Annotated in this window: 15 protein-coding genes; 4 read left to right on the top strand and 11 right to left on the bottom strand. The window is 67.3% G+C overall.

What is annotated here, in order from left to right; translation table 11 throughout:
* The first annotated feature begins 219 nt into the window (after window positions 1-219).
* A complete protein-coding gene (locus tag ACFCXS_RS03665; protein ID WP_376641428.1) occupies window positions 220-4,698 on the top strand; it encodes an AAA domain-containing protein in 4,479 nt (1,492 codons plus the stop codon).
* A 1-nt stretch (window position 4,699) separates the two neighbouring features.
* Window positions 4,700-5,662 carry a hypothetical protein gene (locus ACFCXS_RS03660; RefSeq protein ID WP_120051350.1) on the top strand — a complete coding sequence of 321 codons (963 nt, stop codon included), beginning with the start codon at window positions 4,700-4,702 and terminating at the stop codon, window positions 5,660-5,662.
* 101 nt (window positions 5,663-5,763) lie between these two features.
* Here ACFCXS_RS03660 and ACFCXS_RS03655 read toward each other — a convergent pair whose 3' ends face one another.
* The 9 genes from ACFCXS_RS03655 to ACFCXS_RS03615 all read right to left on the bottom strand — a co-directional run bounded on the left by ACFCXS_RS03655 (window position 5,764) and on the right by ACFCXS_RS03615 (window position 16,571).
* Window positions 5,764-7,128, bottom strand: coding sequence for a hypothetical protein (locus ACFCXS_RS03655; RefSeq protein ID WP_376641427.1), 1,365 nt, complete (start codon window positions 7,126-7,128; stop codon window positions 5,764-5,766).
* Between the two features lie 163 nt (window positions 7,129-7,291).
* A complete protein-coding gene (locus tag ACFCXS_RS03650; protein ID WP_376641426.1) occupies window positions 7,292-10,120 on the bottom strand; it encodes a TrlF family AAA-like ATPase in 2,829 nt (942 codons plus the stop codon).
* Between the two features lie 179 nt (window positions 10,121-10,299).
* A complete protein-coding gene (locus ACFCXS_RS03645; RefSeq protein WP_376641425.1) occupies window positions 10,300-11,352 on the bottom strand; it encodes a serine hydrolase domain-containing protein in 1,053 nt (350 codons plus the stop codon).
* A gap of 88 nt (window positions 11,353-11,440) precedes the next feature.
* Window positions 11,441-12,538 carry a glycosyltransferase family 4 protein gene (locus tag ACFCXS_RS03640; RefSeq protein ID WP_376641424.1) on the bottom strand — a complete coding sequence of 366 codons (1,098 nt, stop codon included), beginning with the start codon at window positions 12,536-12,538 and terminating at the stop codon, window positions 11,441-11,443.
* Window positions 12,535-13,071 carry a deoxycytidine triphosphate deaminase gene (locus ACFCXS_RS03635; RefSeq protein ID WP_120051345.1) on the bottom strand — a complete coding sequence of 179 codons (537 nt, stop codon included), beginning with the start codon at window positions 13,069-13,071 and terminating at the stop codon, window positions 12,535-12,537. The genes ACFCXS_RS03640 and ACFCXS_RS03635 overlap by 4 nt, the downstream gene beginning before the upstream one ends.
* Window positions 13,068-13,607, bottom strand: coding sequence for a dCTP deaminase (dcd, locus tag ACFCXS_RS03630; RefSeq protein ID WP_120051344.1), 540 nt, complete (start codon window positions 13,605-13,607; stop codon window positions 13,068-13,070). The genes ACFCXS_RS03635 and dcd overlap by 4 nt, the downstream gene beginning before the upstream one ends.
* Complete coding sequence (locus ACFCXS_RS03625; RefSeq protein ID WP_376641423.1) at window positions 13,604-14,833, bottom strand: metallophosphoesterase; 1,230 nt, start codon at window positions 14,831-14,833, stop codon at window positions 13,604-13,606. The genes dcd and ACFCXS_RS03625 overlap by 4 nt, the downstream gene beginning before the upstream one ends.
* Entirely contained in the window at window positions 14,830-16,098 is a 1,269-nt protein-coding gene (locus tag ACFCXS_RS03620) for a UDP-N-acetylglucosamine 1-carboxyvinyltransferase (RefSeq protein WP_376641521.1), read from the bottom strand. Before ACFCXS_RS03620 ends, ACFCXS_RS03625 begins: the two co-directional genes overlap by 4 nt.
* Before the next feature lie 35 nt (window positions 16,099-16,133).
* A complete protein-coding gene (locus ACFCXS_RS03615; protein WP_120051342.1) occupies window positions 16,134-16,571 on the bottom strand; it encodes an ATP-binding protein in 438 nt (145 codons plus the stop codon).
* Between the two features lie 175 nt (window positions 16,572-16,746).
* Between ACFCXS_RS03615 and ACFCXS_RS03610 the strand changes: the two genes are divergently transcribed.
* Together ACFCXS_RS03610 and ACFCXS_RS03605 are read left to right on the top strand one after the other, a co-directional pair.
* The gene (locus ACFCXS_RS03610; protein WP_361285147.1) at window positions 16,747-18,021 is read left to right on the top strand and encodes a helix-turn-helix transcriptional regulator; all 1,275 of its coding nucleotides are present in this window, start codon (window positions 16,747-16,749) and stop codon (window positions 18,019-18,021) included.
* Entirely contained in the window at window positions 18,018-18,566 is a 549-nt protein-coding gene (locus ACFCXS_RS03605; RefSeq protein ID WP_120051340.1) for a flavoprotein, read from the top strand. Before ACFCXS_RS03610 ends, ACFCXS_RS03605 begins: the two co-directional genes overlap by 4 nt.
* Window positions 18,567-18,572: 6 nt before the next feature.
* On the opposite strand, the gene ACFCXS_RS03600 is transcribed toward ACFCXS_RS03605, so the two are convergent.
* Together ACFCXS_RS03600 and mobC are read right to left on the bottom strand one after the other, a co-directional pair.
* Complete coding sequence (locus ACFCXS_RS03600; protein WP_376641422.1) at window positions 18,573-20,249, bottom strand: mobilization protein; 1,677 nt, start codon at window positions 20,247-20,249, stop codon at window positions 18,573-18,575.
* Window positions 20,250-20,253: 4 nt separating this feature from the next.
* Window positions 20,254-20,655, bottom strand: coding sequence for a plasmid mobilization relaxosome protein MobC (gene mobC / locus ACFCXS_RS03595; protein WP_376641421.1), 402 nt, complete (start codon window positions 20,653-20,655; stop codon window positions 20,254-20,256).
* Window positions 20,656-20,843 lie beyond the last annotated feature (188 nt).

Below are 20,843 nucleotides of genomic sequence, written 5' to 3'. Positions count from 1 at the left end.
CAACTTTCGCGAAATGTGGCTTGTTCACGTCATTATTCGCCGGTCTCTGTTGATGGCGGCCCTTCTCTCCCACATCCTGGAAGGCTTTCCATCGAGCCATGACCTGGGGGATAAGTGTCTCTTCACTCTGCACTCCGTGCGAACAATCCGGAGGCGGTCCACCGTACGCGCCAACTAATCGAATATATCCGCGAATTCGTTCGCGGGTCGTACAAGCCGGTGCGGGACTGGCAGAAATATCCGGAGGTCCTCTGGCTCTCCGGCCTGCCGGACGACAGGCTCCGGCGGAACCCGGACGGCGACCGGACGCTTCTCAAGGTGGCACACCGCCCGCCTCGCCCGGCTCCTGTCATACCCGAGGTGCTGGCGGGCTGGATCGACCCTGAGGCCGCCGCCACCGCGACGCCCGAAGCGCCGCCGCTGGCCGAGTCGGGGCCGGGTCAGGGCTGGCAGGAGGATGAGAACGGAAACCTGTTCGAGGTTTCCGAAATCCGCCGGGAGGAAGCGCACGACGTGCTGCGCGCCTACACGCGATGGCTCGACGCGTGGCGCAAGTGGTCGGAGAAAGAGCGCGTCGACCGGCCTTACCGGGAGCTCTATCAGCAGCTGTACCGAATGGCGACCAGGATTCAGCAGGACGGCGAGGAATATGAGGCGGTACTAGGCACCGGATTGCTGACCGTCGGAGCCGCACGTCCGTCGGCGCGCATCGCCCGGCACATTCTGACGGCGCCGCTGATACTCACCGTGAATTCCACGAACATGTCCATCACCGTGGCCCTCGCACCCGGCGACCCGGCGCGACTGGAGGACAGAGAGTTCCTCGACGCGGACGAGGGCTACAGCACCCGTCTGCTGGGCCCGCTGCGGGAACGTGTCGATGCGGAAGGATTCCATCCGCTGTCCCCGGACTCCCAGGACATGCTCGGTGACTGGTCGGAGAGGGCGTTCGGCACCGATCGCGCGGTGGCGTTCCACCGCGGCTGGGGCCGCCCGCCCGCCGACCCGGCGCTGCCGGTGCCCACGCTCGGATTCGCGCCGGCGATCATTCTCCGTCAGCGAGGCCAGGGCGCCCTCGTGAACTTCTATGACGGCATCGCGAACCGCCTCGCCCAGCCCGGTGCAATCGCGCCACTGGGCCTGGCTCAGTTGCTGTACCGGCTCGAAGCGGAAGACCGCAGGGTGTGGGGTACGGCGGCGGGGGGCCGTGACGTGCCGCCCGCCCTCGGCCCCGACCCGCTGTTTCCGCTGCTGTCGAACGAAGCCCAGCGGGAGGTACTGAGGCGCCTACAGACCGATACCGGCGTTGTCGTTCAGGGACCGCCTGGCACGGGAAAGACGCACACCATCGCCAACCTCGTGTGTGCCTTGCTGGCGGATGGCAAGCGAGTGCTCGTGACGAGTGAGAAGGGCCAGGCGCTGAAGGTCCTGCGGCAGCAACTGCCTCCTGAGCTGCGCAGCCTGTGCGTCCTCCAGGGCGACCGACGCCAGGACGGCAGCGACGACCTGGAACAGTCCGTGCGCGCGCTCTCCCAGCTCAGTGCCACCCAGTCGACGGAGCGCCTCAACGTAAGGATCAAGGGCTATGAGGCGCTGCGCTCTGAACTGTCGGACACCCGCGCGCGGCTCCGTGACGATCTGCGCGCCATACGTGAGGCGGAGTGGTACGAACACCTCGACGTGGCACCCGGATACAAGGGGCGGCTCGTGGAGATCGTGGAGACCGTCGCAGCCGGTGCATCGAAGTACGACTGGATGCCCGACCTGCCCGCCTCGGCACCGCGACAACCTTCGCTGAGCCAGGACGAGGCCCAGCGCCTGCTGGGTCTGGTATCCCGGCACGGGGCCGGAGTGCTGGACGAGCATGCCGCCCGCTGCCCGGACCCCGCAGACTTCGTCCCACCCGTGCTGTTCGAAGAGGCGGTCAATGCCCTAGACGCCGCTGTACGTGCCTGTGCTGCGCCGGCGTCTGACACACTCGCCCTCGAACTCGCAGATTGCGGAAATGAGTTGATCGCGACACTGGTCGGTCTGCTGGACGCGGCGGAACACGCGCTGCAGAGCGAGGGACTGCCGGGCGATCCTGCTGCCTGGCCGCCCGAGGAGTGGACCACGCGTGCCTTGCAGGACGGAATGGCGGGCCGACGGCAGCAGCTGTGGGAGGGAGTGCGGCAGGCGTCCGCCCGTGCCGAAGACGTTCAGAGCGTCCTTCAGCACACGCCCTTCGCCGTGCTCGACGTACCCGACGTGGCGCTTGCTGAGGAATCACGTCTCATCGCCGCCGGGAAGGACCTCGAACAGTACTTGCGTGCAGGTGGCAAGCTGCGCAAGTTCGCCCCGAGGTCGGTCCAGAAGGAGGCCCAAGTCCTTCTGCGAGACTGCCGGGTGGATGGGCGGCTGCCCAGCACACCGGACGAGATCTCCGCCTTGGTGGCTCATCTGGCGGCACGCCAGTGCGTTCGGCAGCTGAACGAGCGCTGGAAGAGCGTCGACGCGCCCGAGGCCGAGGGCTCCACACAGGTGGCTCTGTCGGAGCTGCTGGACCGGGTGCCGACGCTCCGCGCGGTGGACGGATTCACCCACTCCGTACGTACGCTGCACGATGTCCTGCTCAAGGCCCGGATCAAGGCCACGGTGCGGACGGCACAGCAGTGGGATGACGTCCGTACGTCGGCAAACGCCGCGGAACGGCTGCTCCGTGCCCGTGAAGCGGAGGAGAGGCTGCGATCCATCTCCGAGCAGCTGCCGCGACCCGATGCCCGCGGAGTGACCGAACTGGCAGAGGTCCACCGGGCTGTCACCGCCCGTAATCCGCGGGCGTACACGTCCGCGATCGACTCGCTGACCGAGGCGTTCCACCGTGAGGCCGATCGTCGGGAGGCCCGCAAACTCCTGGATCGACTGTCCGAGGACCACCCCGAACTGGCGCGGCGCTTCGCCGAGTCCCCAACCGAGGCGGCCTGGGAGGCCCGCCTCGCGAACCTGGACGGAGCCTGGGCATGGCGGCGAGCACGCACCTTCCAGGACACGATGCTGACGCCTGGGAGGGAAGCTCGACTGGAAGGTGAACTGGACGCGGTCGAGACACAGTTGAGGAACACGGTGACTCAACTGGCCGCTAGCAGAGCGCTGTATCACTGCCTGGACCGGATGACGGTCGGCCAGAAACAGGCACTGAGCGCCTATGCGTCGGCCATGGCGAACGCAGGCAAGGGAATGACGAAACTCGGCAAGCGGCATCTGAAGAACGCCCGTTCCGCGATGCGTGAGGCGCGTGCCGCGGTTCCGGCCTGGGTCATGCCGATCAAGCAGGTCGCCGAAATGATTGATCCCGAGCCGGATGCCTTCGACGTCGTCATCGTGGACGAGGCGAGCCAGGTCGGTCTGGACGGGCTGATGCTGCTGTGGCTCGCTCCGAGAGTCATCGTCGTGGGTGACGACAAGCAGTGTGTCCCGTTCTACACGGGTGGTAAGCACGAGCGGTTCGACGAACTCCTCGACTCACTCCTGCCCCATCTCATCGACTGGCAGCGGGACGGGCTCAGTCCAAAGTCCAACCTGTATGCCCTGTTGTCCGCCCGTTTTCCCGAGACGATCCGGCTTACCGAGCACTTCCGGTGCATGCCGGAGATCATCAAATGGTCCTCCACCCAGTTCTATCCCGACAACGAACTCGTGCCGTTGCGACAGTACGGAGCGGATCGGCTGCGGCCCCTCGAAGTCGTCCATGTCCATGAGGGCCACTGCGAGGGACGGGGAGACACCCTGGTCAACAGGCCCGAGGCAGAACGCATCGTCGCCACGTTGCAGAAACTCGCGGAGGACGACGCGTACGCGAAACGGAGTTTCGGAGTCATCGTGCTTCGTTCCGGACACCAGACAAGGCTGTTGGAAAATCTCATCGATACGCGGATCGACCCCGCGATCCGCGAGCGACACAACATACGTGTCGGCACGGCCGAACAGTTCCAGGGGGACGAACGGGACGTCATCCTGCTCTCGCTGGTCATCGACGCCGGCCACACCCGGGCCCTGACCGGCCAGGGGGACGGAAGGCGGTTCAACGTGGCCGCCAGCCGGGCGCGCGACCAGATGTGGCTGTTCACCTCCGTCACACCGGACCAGCTGCGCAGCAGGGACCTGCGCCACTCCCTGCTCACCTATATGCAGGCGCCGCCGGAACTCCAGGGCGCCTCTCCCAGCCTGTCCGCCGTCTCGCCCGACGAGCCGTGCAAGCCGTTCGAGTCCCTCTTCGAGCAGCAGGTCTTCCGAAGGATCAAGGAACGCGGCTACCACGTCGTTCCGCAGTGGAAGGTCAGCGGCAAACGCATCAACCTCGTCGTCGTCGGAGAGGCGGGCCGTCTCGCCGTGGAGTGCGACGGCAGCCCATATCACTCCAATCTTGACGACATCCGTGAGGACTACGAGCGGGAGCGCGAACTGCGGCGAGCGGGCTGGCAGTTCTGGCGCGTGCGCAGCAGCGAGTTCGCCTTGTCCCCGGAGGATTCGCTGGCCCCGTTGTGGCAGCGGCTGGACGCTCTGGGCATCAGCCCCGGAGTCACCGAGGAGGCGCATGGTGACGCGGGGAGCACATGGACTCCGGTCGACATCGACGACGCCGATGACACCGACCTCACCGCCGACGAACTCGACGCAATGCTCGATGAGGATGCGTCCGTCTCTCCCGAAGGAGCCTGACATGAGCGAAGTCTTCGACGACAGCACGCTGACGGAGATCGCCCACCTGATCTGCGGGGACGAGCCGCCGCTGCTCTACCGCAAGGGGTACGAGATCGCCGCGTTCTTCCAACGGGCGGGTTGGGACGACGTTCCGGAGTACGACGGCAGCACACCCAGGCACAAGTGGGCCCGGGAACTCCTCAAGGAACGGCAGGAGGACGGCACGGATGACGCCGAGCGCGCAATACTGCGCCTGGCGAACCGCCTTGAGTACTACAACCAGCAGCACGAGTACCGCGCCACACTAAAGCAGCTCAACGAGATACTCGTGCTCGGCGGACGCCGCATCGGCGAGGACGGAGGCCAACTGGCCCTCGTCCGCTGTGAGGCCGGATTCGAGGACGAAGTACGGCAGCTGCCGCGTGTCGAGCTGAAGGTCTCTGTGACGGAGGTGGTGAGCGACCCGGAACTCGCCGCCACCGTGCAACTCCGGCTGGACGAGGCACGCACCTGCTACGAGCACGGCGCCTACACGTCGGCGGTCATCATGCTGGGCAGCCTCCTAGAGGGTGTGCTCGCGCATGCTGCGCAGGTCCGTGCCGCAGGCGTACCCATGCCGAAGCCGTTGCGGAACATGGGGCTGAATGACTTCTTGAACTTCGCGTACGAGAACAAATGGATCGAGTACGACGCCAAGCTGACCTCGGAGCTTATCCGGCAGTACAGGAATCTCGTCCATCCCCTGGCAGAGAAACAGAAGGGACACAGCCCGAACCGCGACACCCTCGACATGTGCTGGCCGGTGGTGAATGCCACGCTGAACGATCTCGCGGCGACGGCGGCAGCGCCTCCTGTACCGCCCACTCCGCGTGCGCCCACAGAACGAGGTCGTGGTCGTAATCCCAATGCCTCCGCACAACGCCCAACGCCGGCCTCTGTTGCTCGCCGCCGTCCGGGCGGTGGAACAACGGCGGGTACATGAACCGGGGTGCACTCGATCCAACGTGGGCGGAGAAAGCGCGGAGTTTCTGATGGCGTCTCCTCCGCCTGCGCAGAACATAGAACACTGAGACTGAAGGGGGGTTACGTCGAGGCGTCCTCAGTGCTCGTGCTCTTCCTTAAACGCAGTAGGCGCATGGCCAGGACTGTTCCGTCTTCTTGGATCGAGACAGGGCCTCCCCAGTTCGGATCCCACGTCTGTCCTGGCCAGGTGCCGCGTCTTGCGTAAATTTCACTGCGGTACTCCTCGGCCTTCCCAGCTGAGAGGAGGGCGAAGAGATCGGCTGCGACGCCGGAGAACGCCTCTACACGCTTGTTGTTCAGCCGGAAGACGTGATCCGTGCCGACGAAGGGGATGCCGAGAAGCCTGTACGTCGCGTCTTGGACGCTTCCTGATGCCGCATGCGCGACACCGGCGTCGTAGCGTCGACTCCCCTGGTCGGTGGTGAGGTAGCGAGCGGTTGTGGCGCCATCGCCTGCGAAGGCAGTTGTTCCGGCTGTCGCTGTTCGTGCCACGACGTGCTGGAACCATGCTGAGTCCTCGGACTGGACATGGAAACCGGGCTCGGACTGGGGAACCCGGTCACCGCGCGTGGGAGGCTGGATGCCCGGCACGATGTTCCCTTTTTCGGCGGGACTGTTCACGCTTCGCAGCGGATGCTCGGGCGAGCCGTATAACCAGCCGTCCTCTCCTCGTGCGTGCAGGACATGGACTGTAACGGGTCCCTCCGAAGGGAACTCCGTACTGAAGACAAGGCATGGTGTTTCGTTCCACGCGCCGATGTGCATGGCCTCGACATGGGCTGAGCATGCGGCGAGTTGGGAATAGGAGGGTTTGGGGCCTCCATGGTTCCCCGTGGTCGCAATCGGGAAGACACGTGACGGCTCGCCCGGCTTCCAGACTTCGGCGAAAAAGTCGGGCCGGTAGGCGTAACCGACCGATCCCTTGGACCATCCAGCCCGTATGACTACATCGGCGCTGACGAAGGATACGAAGCGGTCTGGATATCGACGTAGGAGGGCCTGCCGTGCCAGGGCAAGGGCGAAACCCTGCCCCAACTCCCGCGACTGCAGACGCTTATAGTCCCGGGCTATCCCTTTGGCTTCGGCGGACAACTGTATGTAGCTGTCCGCTACCGCATCGAGCGCCTGGCTGTACTTGAGGCTTCCCCAATGCTCGGCGAGACCACGCCCAGCGCCTTGTCGAGAGAGGGAAAGAGCCTGCGCGAGGTCGTGCAGTACATGCCACGGAGCCAGCTCTACCGACTGTCCGAGTTCCGCCCTCGGGAGAGCCCCCAGGCCGCTCTTCCGTCGGAGCGAAGTACCTTTCTCCGCACGCTTCTTGTCATCCTTGGCCACGGCCACCTCGACGCTGCCGACCAGCGCCGAATCCGACTGAACGGCTACGTTCGACGGACGCGCGAGGTCCCGTAACACGCCTTTCGTCACCCTTGGTTTCGCCTTCAACCTGCACGCCCCCAGTATCCATGCGATCTGTACACGTCAAGACGGAAGCTATGTGCCCCGTACGGGGCGCACGCAAGTGCGCATGTCTATGTGATGGGGGCACGCGGAACTCGGTGCCGTGAACATCGCACTGCCAGCCGAACTGTCAGCCGTGTAGAGCGGCTCGGTAGGTGCTGAGTTCGTTGTTGTAGCGGCGCTCCCGAGACATGAACGCTGCGGTTCCACCCTCCAGGATGTCCTGGATGTCATGACGGACCTTCGTCACTTCGATGGGGCCCACGTGCTCCTGATCGTGGTACCCCTCAGCACCTGCCACCGCAGCGCTGGTCTTGATTCGGATCCGAGAGCCGTCGTTCTCGAGGACGATCACCCGCTCCGCGTCAGCATTCACAGGAATGTTGGCATTGTGCGTGATCACGATGACCTGCCGGTGCCACCGGCTCTTCCTGATCTCCGGCACAATGAGCTGAGAGATCCACGCAGTATCCAGGTCGTCCTCGGGCTGGTCCAGCACGAGCGGTTCCGTCCCATGGTGTAGGACGAAGCTGAGCATTGCCGCGCTGCGCTGGCCTGGCGAACCGGTGGTGACCGACTGCCAGTCGGCGTCGTTCTCGGCCTTGCCGCCGTCCTGCAGGAAGAACATCACCACGGCGTCGTCCGGGAAATTCATTGCGAGACGGATGCGTTGTGTCGACTCCAGCTTCGCCAGCTTGCTCCACCAGGTGGCTTTACCGCCGGCCTCTTGACGTAGTTGCGTGAAGTCGCACGTCAGCAGGGACCGGCGCCAGAGTTCCTGACGGCGCTGTCCGTCATTGAGTGGCGCGCTCCAAAGCCACTCAGCTAGGGCGGGGATGTCGTCGACGAACCCGCCGGATCGGACTCCGAGTTGACCACGCACGTCCTGTACCCAGCTGGTGCAGTTACCGTGCGGGACCACCTCGAAACGCAGTGATCCGCTGCGCTTGGCTACTTCTGCAAACAGCGTCTCGCGACGTCGACGCCGGCGTTCGTAGGTGCGCTTCAGGTCGGACCATGCCGCTTCCTCCGCGCTGCGTAGCCCAGGGGCAGCGGCTTCGTCATCCTCAAGCTCCCGCAGGACTCCCTGCACGGAGTTCAGTGCCTCGGTAAGCGCGAGGTAGGCCGTGGGCTCCACTCCGAGCAAGCTCAACCGTTGCTGGAACTCGATGATCTCCCTGTCCGCACGCTGCACCCGATCGGCCCAGACCCCCGTCTGCTGCCGCTGGCGGTTCTGCTCAAGTGCTTCCTTCGCCGCTATGACACTGGCTCGGACAGTCCGGTTGAGCTCGTCACGGATCTGGGCAAGTTCCGCATACAACTGCTGAGGCTCCTCGTCCAGCCCTGCTGGAGGCTTTGGCAGTGCTGCTTGCAGACGCTTGATCGTTGCCGCGCCAAGTTCGTCCACTGCGGCCTCGAACCGCGCGGCGTCGGCGCCGAGTCTGGCGTGGTCGCGTCTAATCCGCTCGCTCTCCAAACGGGAGCTCTGGCTCTCAGCATCCCCGAATGCTTCGATCTGATGGAGAAGTTCGCCGTGCCGGGCCATCTGCGAGGGGCGCTGAGCGAGCCGCGCTTCGACGCTGATCCGCTTGGCGACTCTCGTCAGGCACTGGGTCCGTGCTGCATCCAACTCGATCGCGAATCCGCCCGGAGCGGCTGCATCAGCCTCAAGGGCCGCGTCAACGAGGCTCAACAGGTGCTTGGATGCGGCAAAACGGTCCGAACGGTCATGTGCGGTCCGTTCGAACAGCTCCTTCTGGCTGAAGACACGCATCGGGAAGTGTGTTGGCAACTGCACGCCGTTGCGCTCTGTGCGTGAGCCCAGCGCGGAGCTCCACAGAGCAGTCTGCTGCTCCCGGGAGATGGCGAGTCTGTGCTGTGCGGTCAATCGTGCTTCGCTGAAGACGCCATCGACGAATGCGGTCGCCTCGTGCTCGATGGAGTCCGGCAGACTCTGGGTGCTGCCGTATAGTTGCCGCAATGCGGAGACCACGGTTGATTTACCGGCGCCGCGGCCTCCGATAATCACGTTCAGCCGTGGGTCGAAGGAGACCCGTAGCGGCTCTGTGGAGTTGCCCAACGTGCCGCCGAGTTCGATATTCCTTACCCAGGCGTGGTCGACGACATTGGGGTCTGGGTTCGCGATCAGCCGTGGGTCCCAGCTCGGCATGATGCGGGCGTCGTGGTCAAGAAATGCCTGCCGCAGTGACTCCTTCGATGGCGTATCCATTCGGATCCATGTGTAACGCGACCCTAAACCCTCCAGGCTGTAGGCGTCTGACGTCGCGAGAAACGGCATGCGCGCAAGACATGGGAATTCGCCAAGAGCCCGGTTGAGGAACCGGGCCACGAAACTCTTCCCGGCGCGCCGTTCCTCTGTTACCTCTCCGGGGTCCACCGCGCTGAGCCGGTCGTGATGGAGCGCCTTCCAACGCAGATCCCCGCGCACGGTGTTCCCCGAGGCAAGACCATTGTCGGTGAGCACGTGCGGAGCAATCGCCAGCCACTGCTCAGGAAGATCATCCAAGATCTGATTGACCGTCCGGGGAGCTGGTGCGGGGTCATTTGTCCTCGGGTTCAACCTCGGGTGATCGTCGTCGAAGCCGCAAGTGCGAGCAAGCAGCACATTGATGTCCTGCTCCGTACGGTCCAGGTCGCCGATCAGTACCAGGTGAGCCCCGTCCGACCCAGAGGCCGTCGTCACCTCGACGCCGGGGAAGACGACGATGTCGTGCCTCCGTCCCGCGGCCTGCATGACAGGCAGCCACGCACCGGTGTTGTGGTCCGCCAGCGCGATCACCTCGATGCCGGATTCGCGGAGCCTCTCCATGTAAGCGTCCGCGAAGCGGGCCCTGTCCGCCTCCAGGGAGAAGTCGTATGAGCTACCTGGGGGCAGGTTGAACTTCCATGCTGGTGTGGCCACTTGGAGGTCACACTTGTACCAACGGGACGCCTTCATCACCGCTCTCGACGGGGCACATGGACATTTCTGTGCGCCGGGTGGGACAGGAGCCCATTGTGAGGCAGCAGAGGCCGGAGCGCTGCTACTTTTGCGTGATCCTTCGGAGTTGCCTCGCGGACTCCGCCTTGGACTGAAGTGCGACGGTACGCCTGGTAGGTGCCCGAAACCTGCACTGTTCAGGCGAAGACTTGAGAACGGAACTCGTCGCGGACGCGGGTGAGCGGTTCCCGCTCGCGGCTGTAGTAGAGCTTGTTGGTGAGCAGAGTTGCCCAGCGGTCCTTCCTGGGGGCGAGCCACATGCCGGTGCCTGTGAAGCCGTAGTGCACCCAGACGTCGTCGGCTTCCGGCGTCGTGCCAGGTGCTGGGTGCCAGAACAGGCCCCGGGGCGGCGTCAGATCCCCGGTGTGGATCTGGAGAGATTCCTTGATCCAGTTAGTGCCGAATCCGGGTGATGCGCTCAGCTGGTTCGGATCGAGGACATAGCGCAGGAACGTGGCGACGTCGTCGAGGACGGAGAAAGCGCCCGCGATGCCGCACACGCCGCCGAGCAGGCGTGCGGAGAAGTCGTGGGCGAGTCCCTTGAGATGGGTTCCCGTGCTGTCGTCGAGTTCGGTCGGTGCGCAGCGGGCCGCCGCTTCGGGACTCAACGGCCCGAAGCAGGTCTGTGTCATGCCCAGCGGTCCCCAGACGCGGTCGGCCGCGAGCGCATCGAGCCGCTGGCCGGAGAGGTGTTCGGCGAGGTAGCCGAGGATGAGGGCGGCGCGGTCGGTGTATTCCACGGCCTCACCGGGCGGCCGGTGCAGGGCTTCTCGCAGGACGCCGTCGCGGACGTCCTGCGGGTCCGTGCCGTACAGGTTCTTGAGGTTGGCCCGGAGCGGGACGCCGGCGGTGTGGGTGAGCAGGCGGCGTGCGGTTACCTGCGCCAGTGGTTGTTCGCTCACTTCGCACCACAAGTCGCCTAGTGGTGCGTCGAGTTGGAGTTTCCCGTCCTCGACGAGGCTGCCGATGGTCGACCACACCGCAAGGATCTTGGTGAGGCTGGCGACGTCGAAGATGGTGTCGCACTGCATCGGCTCGTCGGGCCGTTCGGGATCTAGGACGCCTGTGCTGCCGCTGGCCTGGGTTCCTCGGCTGTCACCGACGGCCCAGACGGCGCCGGGGTAGATCTTGTCGCGGGCACCGTCGTGGAGGAGTTGGTGGATGCGGTCGGTGTCGAGGTCGAGCGCCATGGTCTCCCGATCGATCGTGGGCCGTGAGATGTCCCGATGGTCAGCGTAGTGAGGGGGCTGGTACGAAACTGGTTGCGGCGCGGGCAGGTCAGATGAGCTGTTTGCCGAGGTCGGCCAGGGCAGCGGCGGTGGCTGTGAGGGGATAGCGAGTGGCGTTGGCGCGGCCAGCGACTTGGAGAGCCGGGAGCAGGCCGGGGGTGGAGCGGAGTCGTTTGAGGTCCTGGGCGAGGGCGGCCGGGTTGGTGAAGTCGGTGGCAAGACCCGTTGCGGCGAGGGTGTCGCTCAGCCCTGGAACGGGCTGGTAGACGACTGGTAGTCCGCAGGCTTGGGCTTCGAGAGCGACCAGGCCCATGGCTTCGAGGGTGGTCGAGGGCATGACGAGGGCGTCGTGGTCGGCGAAGGCTTTCCACAGCTGTGGACGGCTGAGCCAGCCGAGGTAGCGGACGTGGACCTTGAGCAGGCGTAGGAGCGGGGTCAACCCATGGAACTGGTGACGCGGCGCCGCGATGCTCAGTTCGACGGCCTGGGCTACGGGCATCGCGCGCAGGAGCGCCTCGATGCCCTTCTCGGCGGTGAGGCGTCCTGCGTAGAGCAGACGGAGGTGTCCGGTCGGTCGGCGGGCAGGGCGCGGCGGTGGGGTGGTGAGCAGGTGATCGGGCACACCCCAGGGAATCTTCTCGATCTTCCTACGCTCCATTGTGGGCGCGATCTGAAGGAGCCGATCCGCCATGGCGCCCGTCGGGACGACGATGGCGTCCGCGAGACGCGCAGTTTCCCGCAGGACACGCATCTGGTCGCGATGGGCCTCGGCGAACAGCAGGTCGGTGCCGTGGACGAGCGCGATCCGGGGGCGTGCGGGTAGGGCGCGGATCAGGGCGGGGGTACCGCCGAAGGCGAGATGCTGGAGGTGAAGGACATCGATGCTGGCCGGGTTGATGCCCTGCGTCAGGGCCCGACGCAACGCGTTGACGTACGCCGTGAAAGGCGGCCCAGCGAGGCATTTGCCGGGCACGGTCAGCAACTCCAGCCCCGAAGGTACGTGGGGTGGAGGCGCCTGCGGGGCGAGCATGAAGGCGCGGGCCGGCACCAGCGGGTCCTCGCCGGTGTAGAGGTCGAGAAAGAGCTCGACGCTGCCGCCGGCGCTGCCGAAGGGCAGGTCGAGGACGGTCGCTACCCGAGGACTCATGTGGCACCTCCGGCGAGCTCTTCATAGAGCCGCGAGATGTCGATGCCTGCGGTCGCCGCGTACTTGAGGCCGTGCTGTTGGTAGCTGGCGGGGGTTCCGAGGCAGCGGAGGAAGACGAGCTTGCCGAAGGTCATCCGGGGATAGACGCGGACGGGTCTGGCGGCGCGGATCTCCAGGGTCCAGTGGATGGCGTGGCCTTGGTGGCCGAGGGGCGCGGAGACGTGGACCCAGATGCCGAGCGCGCCGGTGGTGCGATTGCCGTTGAGGAACTGGGCGTACGCCTCCGATCCGGTCCTCTCGTGGGTGATGCCGAGGTAGAGCACGCCGGGGTGCAGGACATATCCGGAGTCCGGGATGGCGGTCTCGGCGTACGGCGTTGGAGAGGCCGCGTCCAGATCGGTGTCGCAGATGCGCAGGGTGTCGCCGAGGCGCCAGTCGTAGGCGTTGGGGGAGAGGCGGGCCGGATCGTACGGGTCGATCACGATCTCGCCTGCGGTTTGGGCGGCGGCGATCGCGGGTCCGGTGAGGATCACGAGGCCACCGCCCGGAGCTTGGTCACGTCGCGCCAGTAGGCGGAGGGCTGCGGGCCGGTCGCTGCCTGGTACTTGCCTTCGTATGGCGAGATGGGGCCGGCGGAGGCGAAGAACATGATCTGTCCGATCCGCATGCCCGCGTAGACGCGCAGGGGGCGGATCGGCGTGAGCATCAGGGTCCACTGGCCGTGGAAGCCGATGTCCCCGATCGGGGCGGTGATCTCGACGAACAGCCCGAGCCTGCCGACGGAGGACCGGCCGAACAGCAGCGGGACGAACACGTCGGAGCCGACCTCTTCGAGGGTGTGGCCCAGGTAGAGCTCGCCGGGTTGGAGCACGTATCCGTCCGGTCCGATCGCGAACTCGGTGGTCGGGTTTGGTTGGTGGGCGTCCAGGACGCCTTCGGCGTAGGCGAGCAGGGTGGGGCCGAGCCTGACGTTGTAGCTGTTGGGGTTGACCTGGTCGGGGGCGAAGGGCGTGATCCGTAGGCGGCCGTCCTGGGCGGCGGCGGTGATCTCGGGGCCGGTGAGGATCACCGTGTGCCTCCTTGAGCGGGCGTGGTGAGGACGTGTTTGAGGGCCTGGCTGAGGAGTAGTCCTGCGGCGTGGGAGCGGCCCGCGAGGTAGTTGTCCGCGAGGTAGTCGGTGGTCAGCACCGTGGTGACGCCGTCCGGCAAGGGGTCCGGCAACACGACGAGAGGACCGGCCTGTTCTGTGAGGAAGGCCAACAGGCCGGGCAGGTCCTGCCAGAAGTCCACTGGGACGCGGGCGTGGACGAGCTGGTTGTCGAAGGGCTCGATGGCCAGCAGATCGCCCAGCGTGAGGATGTCGCCGAGTGGGACGGTCCGCAGCGCGGTGTCGTTGAGGATGATCGCGTCGGCACCGAGCCCGCTCCTCAGGCGGGCGGCCAGGTCGACGAGCAGGCCGCGGCGATCGAGTGGCTGGTGTTGATACGTCCGGGCGATCGGCCCGATAGCCACCGCCAACTCCTTCCTGGCCCGGCCGATCTCCTCGATCGCCTCCGACAGCTCGGCGGCGAGAGCAGCTGGCGTCCGGTCCGGGAAGCTCGTGGAGCCGGCACCCCAGCCCGGCCCGACCGGTGTGGCGACCGCGTACCCGTCGGCGAGTTCCTGTCCTTTGACGATGAGCGTGTCGCCCACGCGCGCCGGGCCGTACTGCTCGGTGTGGCAGTGCCCGGCGAAGATCACATCAAGGAAGGGGCAATCAGCTGCCAGTTTGAGGTCTTCGTCGAATCCGGAGTGGCTGAGCAGGATCCAGCTATCCACCTCGTGGTGGTGGGCGAGCAACAGCTCGCGTAGCGCCTGGACTGGATTGATGACGCGGTGTTCGGCGCGCTCGCCGACGGGAATCGAGTGGAAAGCCTGCTGACCGATCACCGCCGTGATGCCCACGCGTCGGCCGTCGATCTCGACGATCCGCATGCGGCGGAAGAGCGCGTCGCCGGTGTCGGCGTGAACGGCGTTGGCGCAGACGGTGAGCCGGTGGAGATCCGGTTCGAAATGGTGCGGCCAGCCGTGGTTGCCGGGCGCCAGGATGTCGTACAGCTTGAGCAGGATCTTGCGCTCGATGGCGCCGTGGGCGAGGCGGTAGTAGCCGGAGCCTTCGAAGAAGTCGCCGCAGTCCACGATGAGCGAGGTCGGACGGAGAGCGTGGAGGTGGGCCAGGAACGGGGCGGCGTTGTCGAGGGCGGAGTGGACGTCGGTGGTGGCCACGATCTGTCGCAAGGCGCGGGCGGTGGTCATGGGGTGACCTCGCAGACGTCGGCGCCAAGAGCGCGAAGCTTGCCGGGCAGATCGGCGTGGCCGCGGCGGAGTTGGTCGAGGCCGCCGACGGTGGTGACGCCTCGCGCGGTGAGGCCGGCGCCGGTGCGGATGTCGGTTGCCTCCACGCCCGCTCCGGTCAGTTGCTGAGGCCCGGTCAGGCGGCACTCAGTGGGGGCGATCTCCTCGATCTCGGCCCCCAGGCGGGCCAGTTGGGGCAGCAGGTTGCCGTGGCGGCCGGGATTGATCGCGTCGGCGAACAGATGCGTGCCGGGCAGGCCGAGGGCGAGTGCCATCAGGGGCGGTTCGAAGTCAGCGTCCAGTCCGCCGGGGCTGAGGGTGGCGATAGCTCGCAGGGGGCGGCTCGTCGGCCGTGTGTCCTGGGCGTGGACGCGGAGGGCGTTGTCCTCTGCGCTGGCCGGGATTCCGAGGCGGCGGAGGGCAGTTACGAGTGGGGTTACGTCCTTGCCGTGCACGCCGTTGACACGAGCGGTACCTCTGGTCGCGGCGATTGCGCAGGCCAGTGTGCCGGCCTCGATCTTGTCGCCGGGCACCTGCCAGACGACGGCGTCCTTCTGGCCGACAGAGGGCGGGGAGAGCGTGAGGAGGTGCGCGCTGATCTGGGTCTCCCAGCCCACCGAGCGGAGGGCGTCGAGCACGGACAGGACTTCTGGTGAGAGGTTGGGTTCGCCCAGCTGCAGGGGGCGACCGGTTGTCACGGCGCGCAGCACTGCGGCCACGGTCGCCCCACGGGAGCGGAACGGCAGCACCAGGGACACGGTGCCGGTGCGGGGTGTGACGGCCTCGATGCGGTAGCCGGAGTCGTCCTGTGCGCTCCGGTCGCCGAACGCCTCGTACACCTTGAAGTGCAGATCCATGCCGCGAGCGCCGATCCGGCAGCCACCCGGCCAGGGAAGTCGGGCCTCGCCGTGCCGGGCGAGCAGGGCGGGGACCAGGTAGTACGAGGCGCGGATGTGGGCGGCCTGCGGCAGCTCGGGATGCGTGTGTCGGCTCTCGGTCGGCATGAGTACTGCGGTTGTCTGCTCGCCGACGGGACGGGCAACGTGCCAGCCCGCCTGCTCCAACAGGGCCAGCAAGATCTTGACGTCCGTGTTCGCAGGGATGTTGCCCAGCCGCACAGGGCGGCCAAGAGCCCCTGCCGCGGCCAGCAGCGGCAGAGCGGCGTTCTTCGAGCCATCCACGGTGACGGTGCCGGTGAGCGGCGGGCCGGGGCGTACGGCGATCACCTCGGCGGCCCGCGTAGAGGTGCTGGTGGGCACGGTCAACTCCTTTGTAGGGGAAGGGAAACGGTCGTCTTCGTCGCCGGGCGGACGGGCAGGGCGATCTCGGCCCAGCACCGCTTGCCCGTCGGCGTCAGTTCGGCGGCGTACCGGTCGGCAAGAGCGGCGACGAGGAACAGGCCGCGACCGTTCTCGCCGTGCTCGTCCGGGAGGCCGGGCCGAGGCAGCACCGGACTGGAGTCGCGCACCTCAACGCGCAGGACGGCTGCGAGCAGCTGCACTTCCAGCGAGACCTGACCTCTGCCGGCGTACCGGACGGCGTTGGTGACCAGCTCGCTGATCACCAGCTCGGCCGTGTGCACCACCTCGTCGTCCAGATCCACCTCCCAGCCCTGTATCGCCTCCACGGCCTGGTGCCGGACGGAGGCGACCGCGGTGGGGGTAGCAGGTACGGACAGGGTGAGCTGGTGCGCTGCCATGAGCGGCCTCCCGACGTTGGTGCGGCCACTTCACGCAACCAGCTCGTAGCAGTGGGTGGTTAGTCCAGGTGCCAGCGGTGCATCGGTTATGCAGGAGCTGCATCACGGCGAAGTACGGCTGACCTACGCTCGGTTGAGCAGGCAGGATCGGCGACGGCAGAAGGGGCCGTGGCAGATGGCCGAAGCACACAGGGAAGCGAGACGGATCGGCGAAGTGATCCGTCAGGCACGAGTGTTACAGCGGCGCTCGCAGAAGGACGTCGCCGCCGCGCTCGGCTACCACCAGTCCAAGGTGAGTCGTCTGGAGGGCGGCCGTGGCACGGAGGACATCCGTGTCCTGCGTGCCGTCGCGCAGGAACTCAAGATCCCTGCCCAACAGTTGGGTCTTGCCACTGCTGTTCCCGACGCCTCCGCCACCGATCCCGAAGCAGACGACATGCACCGCCGTACCTTCCTCGCCGCGAGCATCGCCGCGCTCGCGCCCCCTGCCGCCTCGGCCGCCGCCCACGACGATCTCGTCCAGGCCCTCCTCCCGGGACTGAGCGCGGCAGGTACCGACGCCCCCTTGGACACGATCGCGCTCCGAGAGCGGGTCGGGACTGCCCGCAAGCTCTTCTACACCTGCGACTACGCAGAGCTGGAGCGCACCCTGCCCGGCCTGATCGCCGACCTCAGACTGGCATCCAGCAGCACGACGGACAGCGATGTGCTGTCCGCGCTGCTGGCCACGACGTACCAGACTTCCACCAGCCTGCTACTCAAGCAGCACGACCAGGGCAACGCCTGGCTCGCGGTCGGCCGTGCGATGGCCGAGGCCGAACGCTCAGGCGACCCCATAGTGTTGGCCTCCAGCGTCCGCGTACAGGCCCACGTCCTGGCCCGCGAGAAGCACACCGCCCAGGCCGTCACCCTCGTTCGCCACACGGCCGATCAGCTCACCGGCTCGTACGACCGCCGCTCTCCGAAGCATCTCGCAGCCGTTGGGCTGTTGCTGCTCCGCGGTGTGACCGCAGCCAGCGGCGGTGGCGATCGCGCGGCCACTGAGGAATTCCTCGCCGAGGCCAAAGAGGTGGCCCGGTACGTATCCCTCGACCAGCCCGATGCCTGGGCCAACTTCAGCCCGACCAACGTCGCCCTGCACGAGCTCAGCGCCCTGGTGGCCTTCGGCGACTCCGGCCTCGCACTCCAGGCCGCCCGCCCGCTCATGCGTCGGCACATCCCGGTCCCCGAGCGGCGGGCGGCCCTGTGGGTGGAGACAGCCCGCGCCTACAGCCAGCAGGGCCGCCTCTCCGACGGCTACCAAGCCCTGCGCATCGCCGAGACCTGCGCCGCCCAGGACGTCCGCCGACCCGCCGTCCGCGACCTGGTCGCCGACATGGCCGCCCGCGACCGCCGCCGTACTCTGCCGGAACTGCACCACTTCAGCCGCCAACTGGGAGTCCCTGCGTGAGTGAGCCGACCGACCCGGAGAAGAAGCCCTTCCTGTACGTCGTCGTCTGCGCCTGCGGCATCGCCGACGACGTCGGCAAACTGATCACCGCTGCGCAGGGGCAGCACTGGGACGTCGGCGTCGTCGCCACGCCGCAGGCACTGGGCTTTCTCGACACCGAGGCGATCGAGGCGCAGACCGGCTACCCCATCCGCTCCGCCTGGCGAACGCCCGGCGAGGCCCGCCCACTGCCGCCCGCCGATGCCATCGCGGTCGCGCCGGCCACCTTCAACACGGTCAACAAGTGGGCGGCAGGGATCTCCGACACCCTGGCACTGGGCATCCTGTGCGAGGCGTACGGCATGGGCATCCCGACCGCCGTCCTGCCCTATCTGAACTCGGCGCAGGCCGCCCACCCCGCCTATCGCCGCAGTCTGGACTGGCTGCGGGAGATGGGTGTGCTGATCGGTTCGTACGAGCCGCATCGTCCGAAGGCCGGGGGCGGGGCGGACCGCTTCCGCTGGGAGGAAGCGGTGGAATTGCTCACCCCCAAGCTGTCCGCCTAAGCCTGATCAGCGCTGTCGTGTCGAATGCGGCGGAGATTGGACGGGTGGGGTTGGGCGCTGCGTGCCGCTGAGCTTCGCTGCTTGGGCTTGTGGACTGGGTGCGTGGCGTTCGCCGAGGCGGCGGATGCGCCAGGTCAGGGCGCGGGCGGGACTGTGGGCGTCGTCCAGGGTGCGCTGGCCGAGGGCCTGGTCGAGGACGGTGGCTGCGTTGTGTCCTGCTGCTTCTGCCTCGGCGAGCACGGTGGCGAGTGCACCCCAGGCGGGATCGGCCAGGATGCGCTCGGCGTGTTGCGGTACTGCCTCCTGGAGGTGGTGGGCGTAGCGGCGCTTGGTCTGCAGGCTAGGGGAGCGGCGTGCGAGGTCCGTTAGGACCGGGCCGGCGACCTGCGCGTACGCGACCTGCAGATGGACGAGGGCTTGTTCCGCTGCTGCCTCCTGTTGGGCGTGCTGGCGGGTGCGGTGCCAGTGGATCGCGTAGGCGACCGCGGTGAGCGCGACGTCCAGCAGCATCGCCAGCCCGGCACCGTCCCCGTGCTGTGTGGGGTCCTTCCAGATCGCCTGGACGCTGCGACGCAGAGCGCGGGTGCTGTCGAGGTCGGCGGCGATGCGGGAGCGGGTGGCGCGCTCGAAGACGGCCGCGGCCTGTTCGAGTTCGGCCTTCAGCGTCGACGGTGCGGTGACCGGCAGGAGGTCCAGTGCCGCCCCGAGCGCGACCAGCTGTCCCTGCCCCGTCGGGTCGTCGCCGTGGGTGAGGTGGTGGGGGATGCGTTCGGTGGCGTTGGTCGCCTGGTGCCACGGGTTGCCCGGCCGGACGGTGGCCCGTTCGGGGCTGGTGGTGGCGAGACGCCGGCGGATCTGGGGGAGGGAGAGGTCGGGGGCGAGGGTGGAGCCGGAGTAGAAGACCGGCTGGCCCTTGTCGTTGGTGTCGCCGGGCAGGGCGAAGTTGCAGCCGAGTGCGTCGCCGGACGGGCCGTGCTTGAGGCGCACGTTCACGCCGGTGGCCTCCAGCAGGGCGAAGAACTCGGCCTCGTCCGCTGCGGCGGCGACGGCTCGGCGGACCCGCAGGCGCAGGACGTCGCGGGAGGTGGCGTCCTGGCCCAGGCGCTTGGCCTTGAAGTGTTCCTTGCTGGTGGGGCGTTTGGCGGCGGTGCCGTCGCCCGGCTTCAACCGCCTCAGCCCGTAGTCGATTTCGATCTTTCGGGCTTCGCGTTGGACGGCGCGCTGGTCGTAATCGCGCTGGGGGCGCCTGCCGTCTTGCCGTACGAGGGTGGCGGCGATGTGGATGTGGTCGTAGGCGTGGCGGACGGCCACCCAGCGGCAGGCTTCGTCGTCGCCTGCGGGGGCGATGCCGGCGGCGGCCACGATCCGGCGGGCGATGTCGGCCCACTGGGCGTCGGTGAGGATCGGGTCTTCGGGTGCGGCACGGACGGGGCAGTGCCACACGGTGTACTTGGGTGCCTTGTCGCCGAGCATCTTCACGGGCTGGTCGAGCTGCGCGGCGAGCTGGGCCTCTGCTTCCTTGGGGTCGCGGTGGGGGCTGCGGCCGGGGTCGGGGGCGAAGTTGTTCCAGGAGGCCACCAGGTGCGGGTCGATGTGCTCGTTGGCCCGGCCCTTGCCGAAGAGGTAGCCGATCGTGCGGCGCGTGGCCTCTGGCCCCTTGCCGAGGATGATCTTCGGGATCAAGGGCTCACCGCCCCTCGGTGATCTGGGCGACCGCGGTGTCCACCTCGGCGATGGACGCCTCGACACGCTCCAGGAGCCGTTGGACGGTGTCGGGGTGGGGCCAGGTGCCGTCCTTGTTGAGGTGCCAGGTGAGCTGGTTGAGGTTGTTGCCGATGCCGCCGAGCTGCCGGTTGGCGGCCATCAGCGTCTGCACCATGGCGCGGTAGTCGGCGACGGTGGCGGTGGGGTCGTCGGCGCGGGCGGCGGCGAGCGCGCACTCGGCGACGTAGCCGCCGGGCTGCATGCGGCTCAGGGCGGCGGCCTTCTGGACGAGGGCGAACTCGTCGTCGTTGTAACGGGGGTGGACGCGGTGCTCGCGCAGCTGTTTGTCACGCAGACGGCGACGCGGCGCAAACTGCTGTGGCACATTCGACGACGACTCGCTGCCCCCACTCCCGGTCGGCTCCCCCGGGCCGACCGACTCCGGTGCCCCTGCGCCGGATGCCTCCGCCCCCTCCAGGGCGGGAGCCGGGTAAGGACTCCTTACCCGACAACTTGCTGCGCGTGTGACGGGTGTAGTGGCCATCTGTTCCTGGGGCATGCGGTGTTCGGGGT

Origin of the sequence: Streptomyces sp. NPDC056373, from assembly GCF_042262425.1 — a bacterium.
GTDB lineage: Bacteria > Actinomycetota > Actinomycetes > Streptomycetales > Streptomycetaceae > Streptomyces.
The sequence above is the reverse complement of the archived record's forward strand: the minus strand, read 5'-3'. Positions and strand labels throughout refer to the sequence as shown.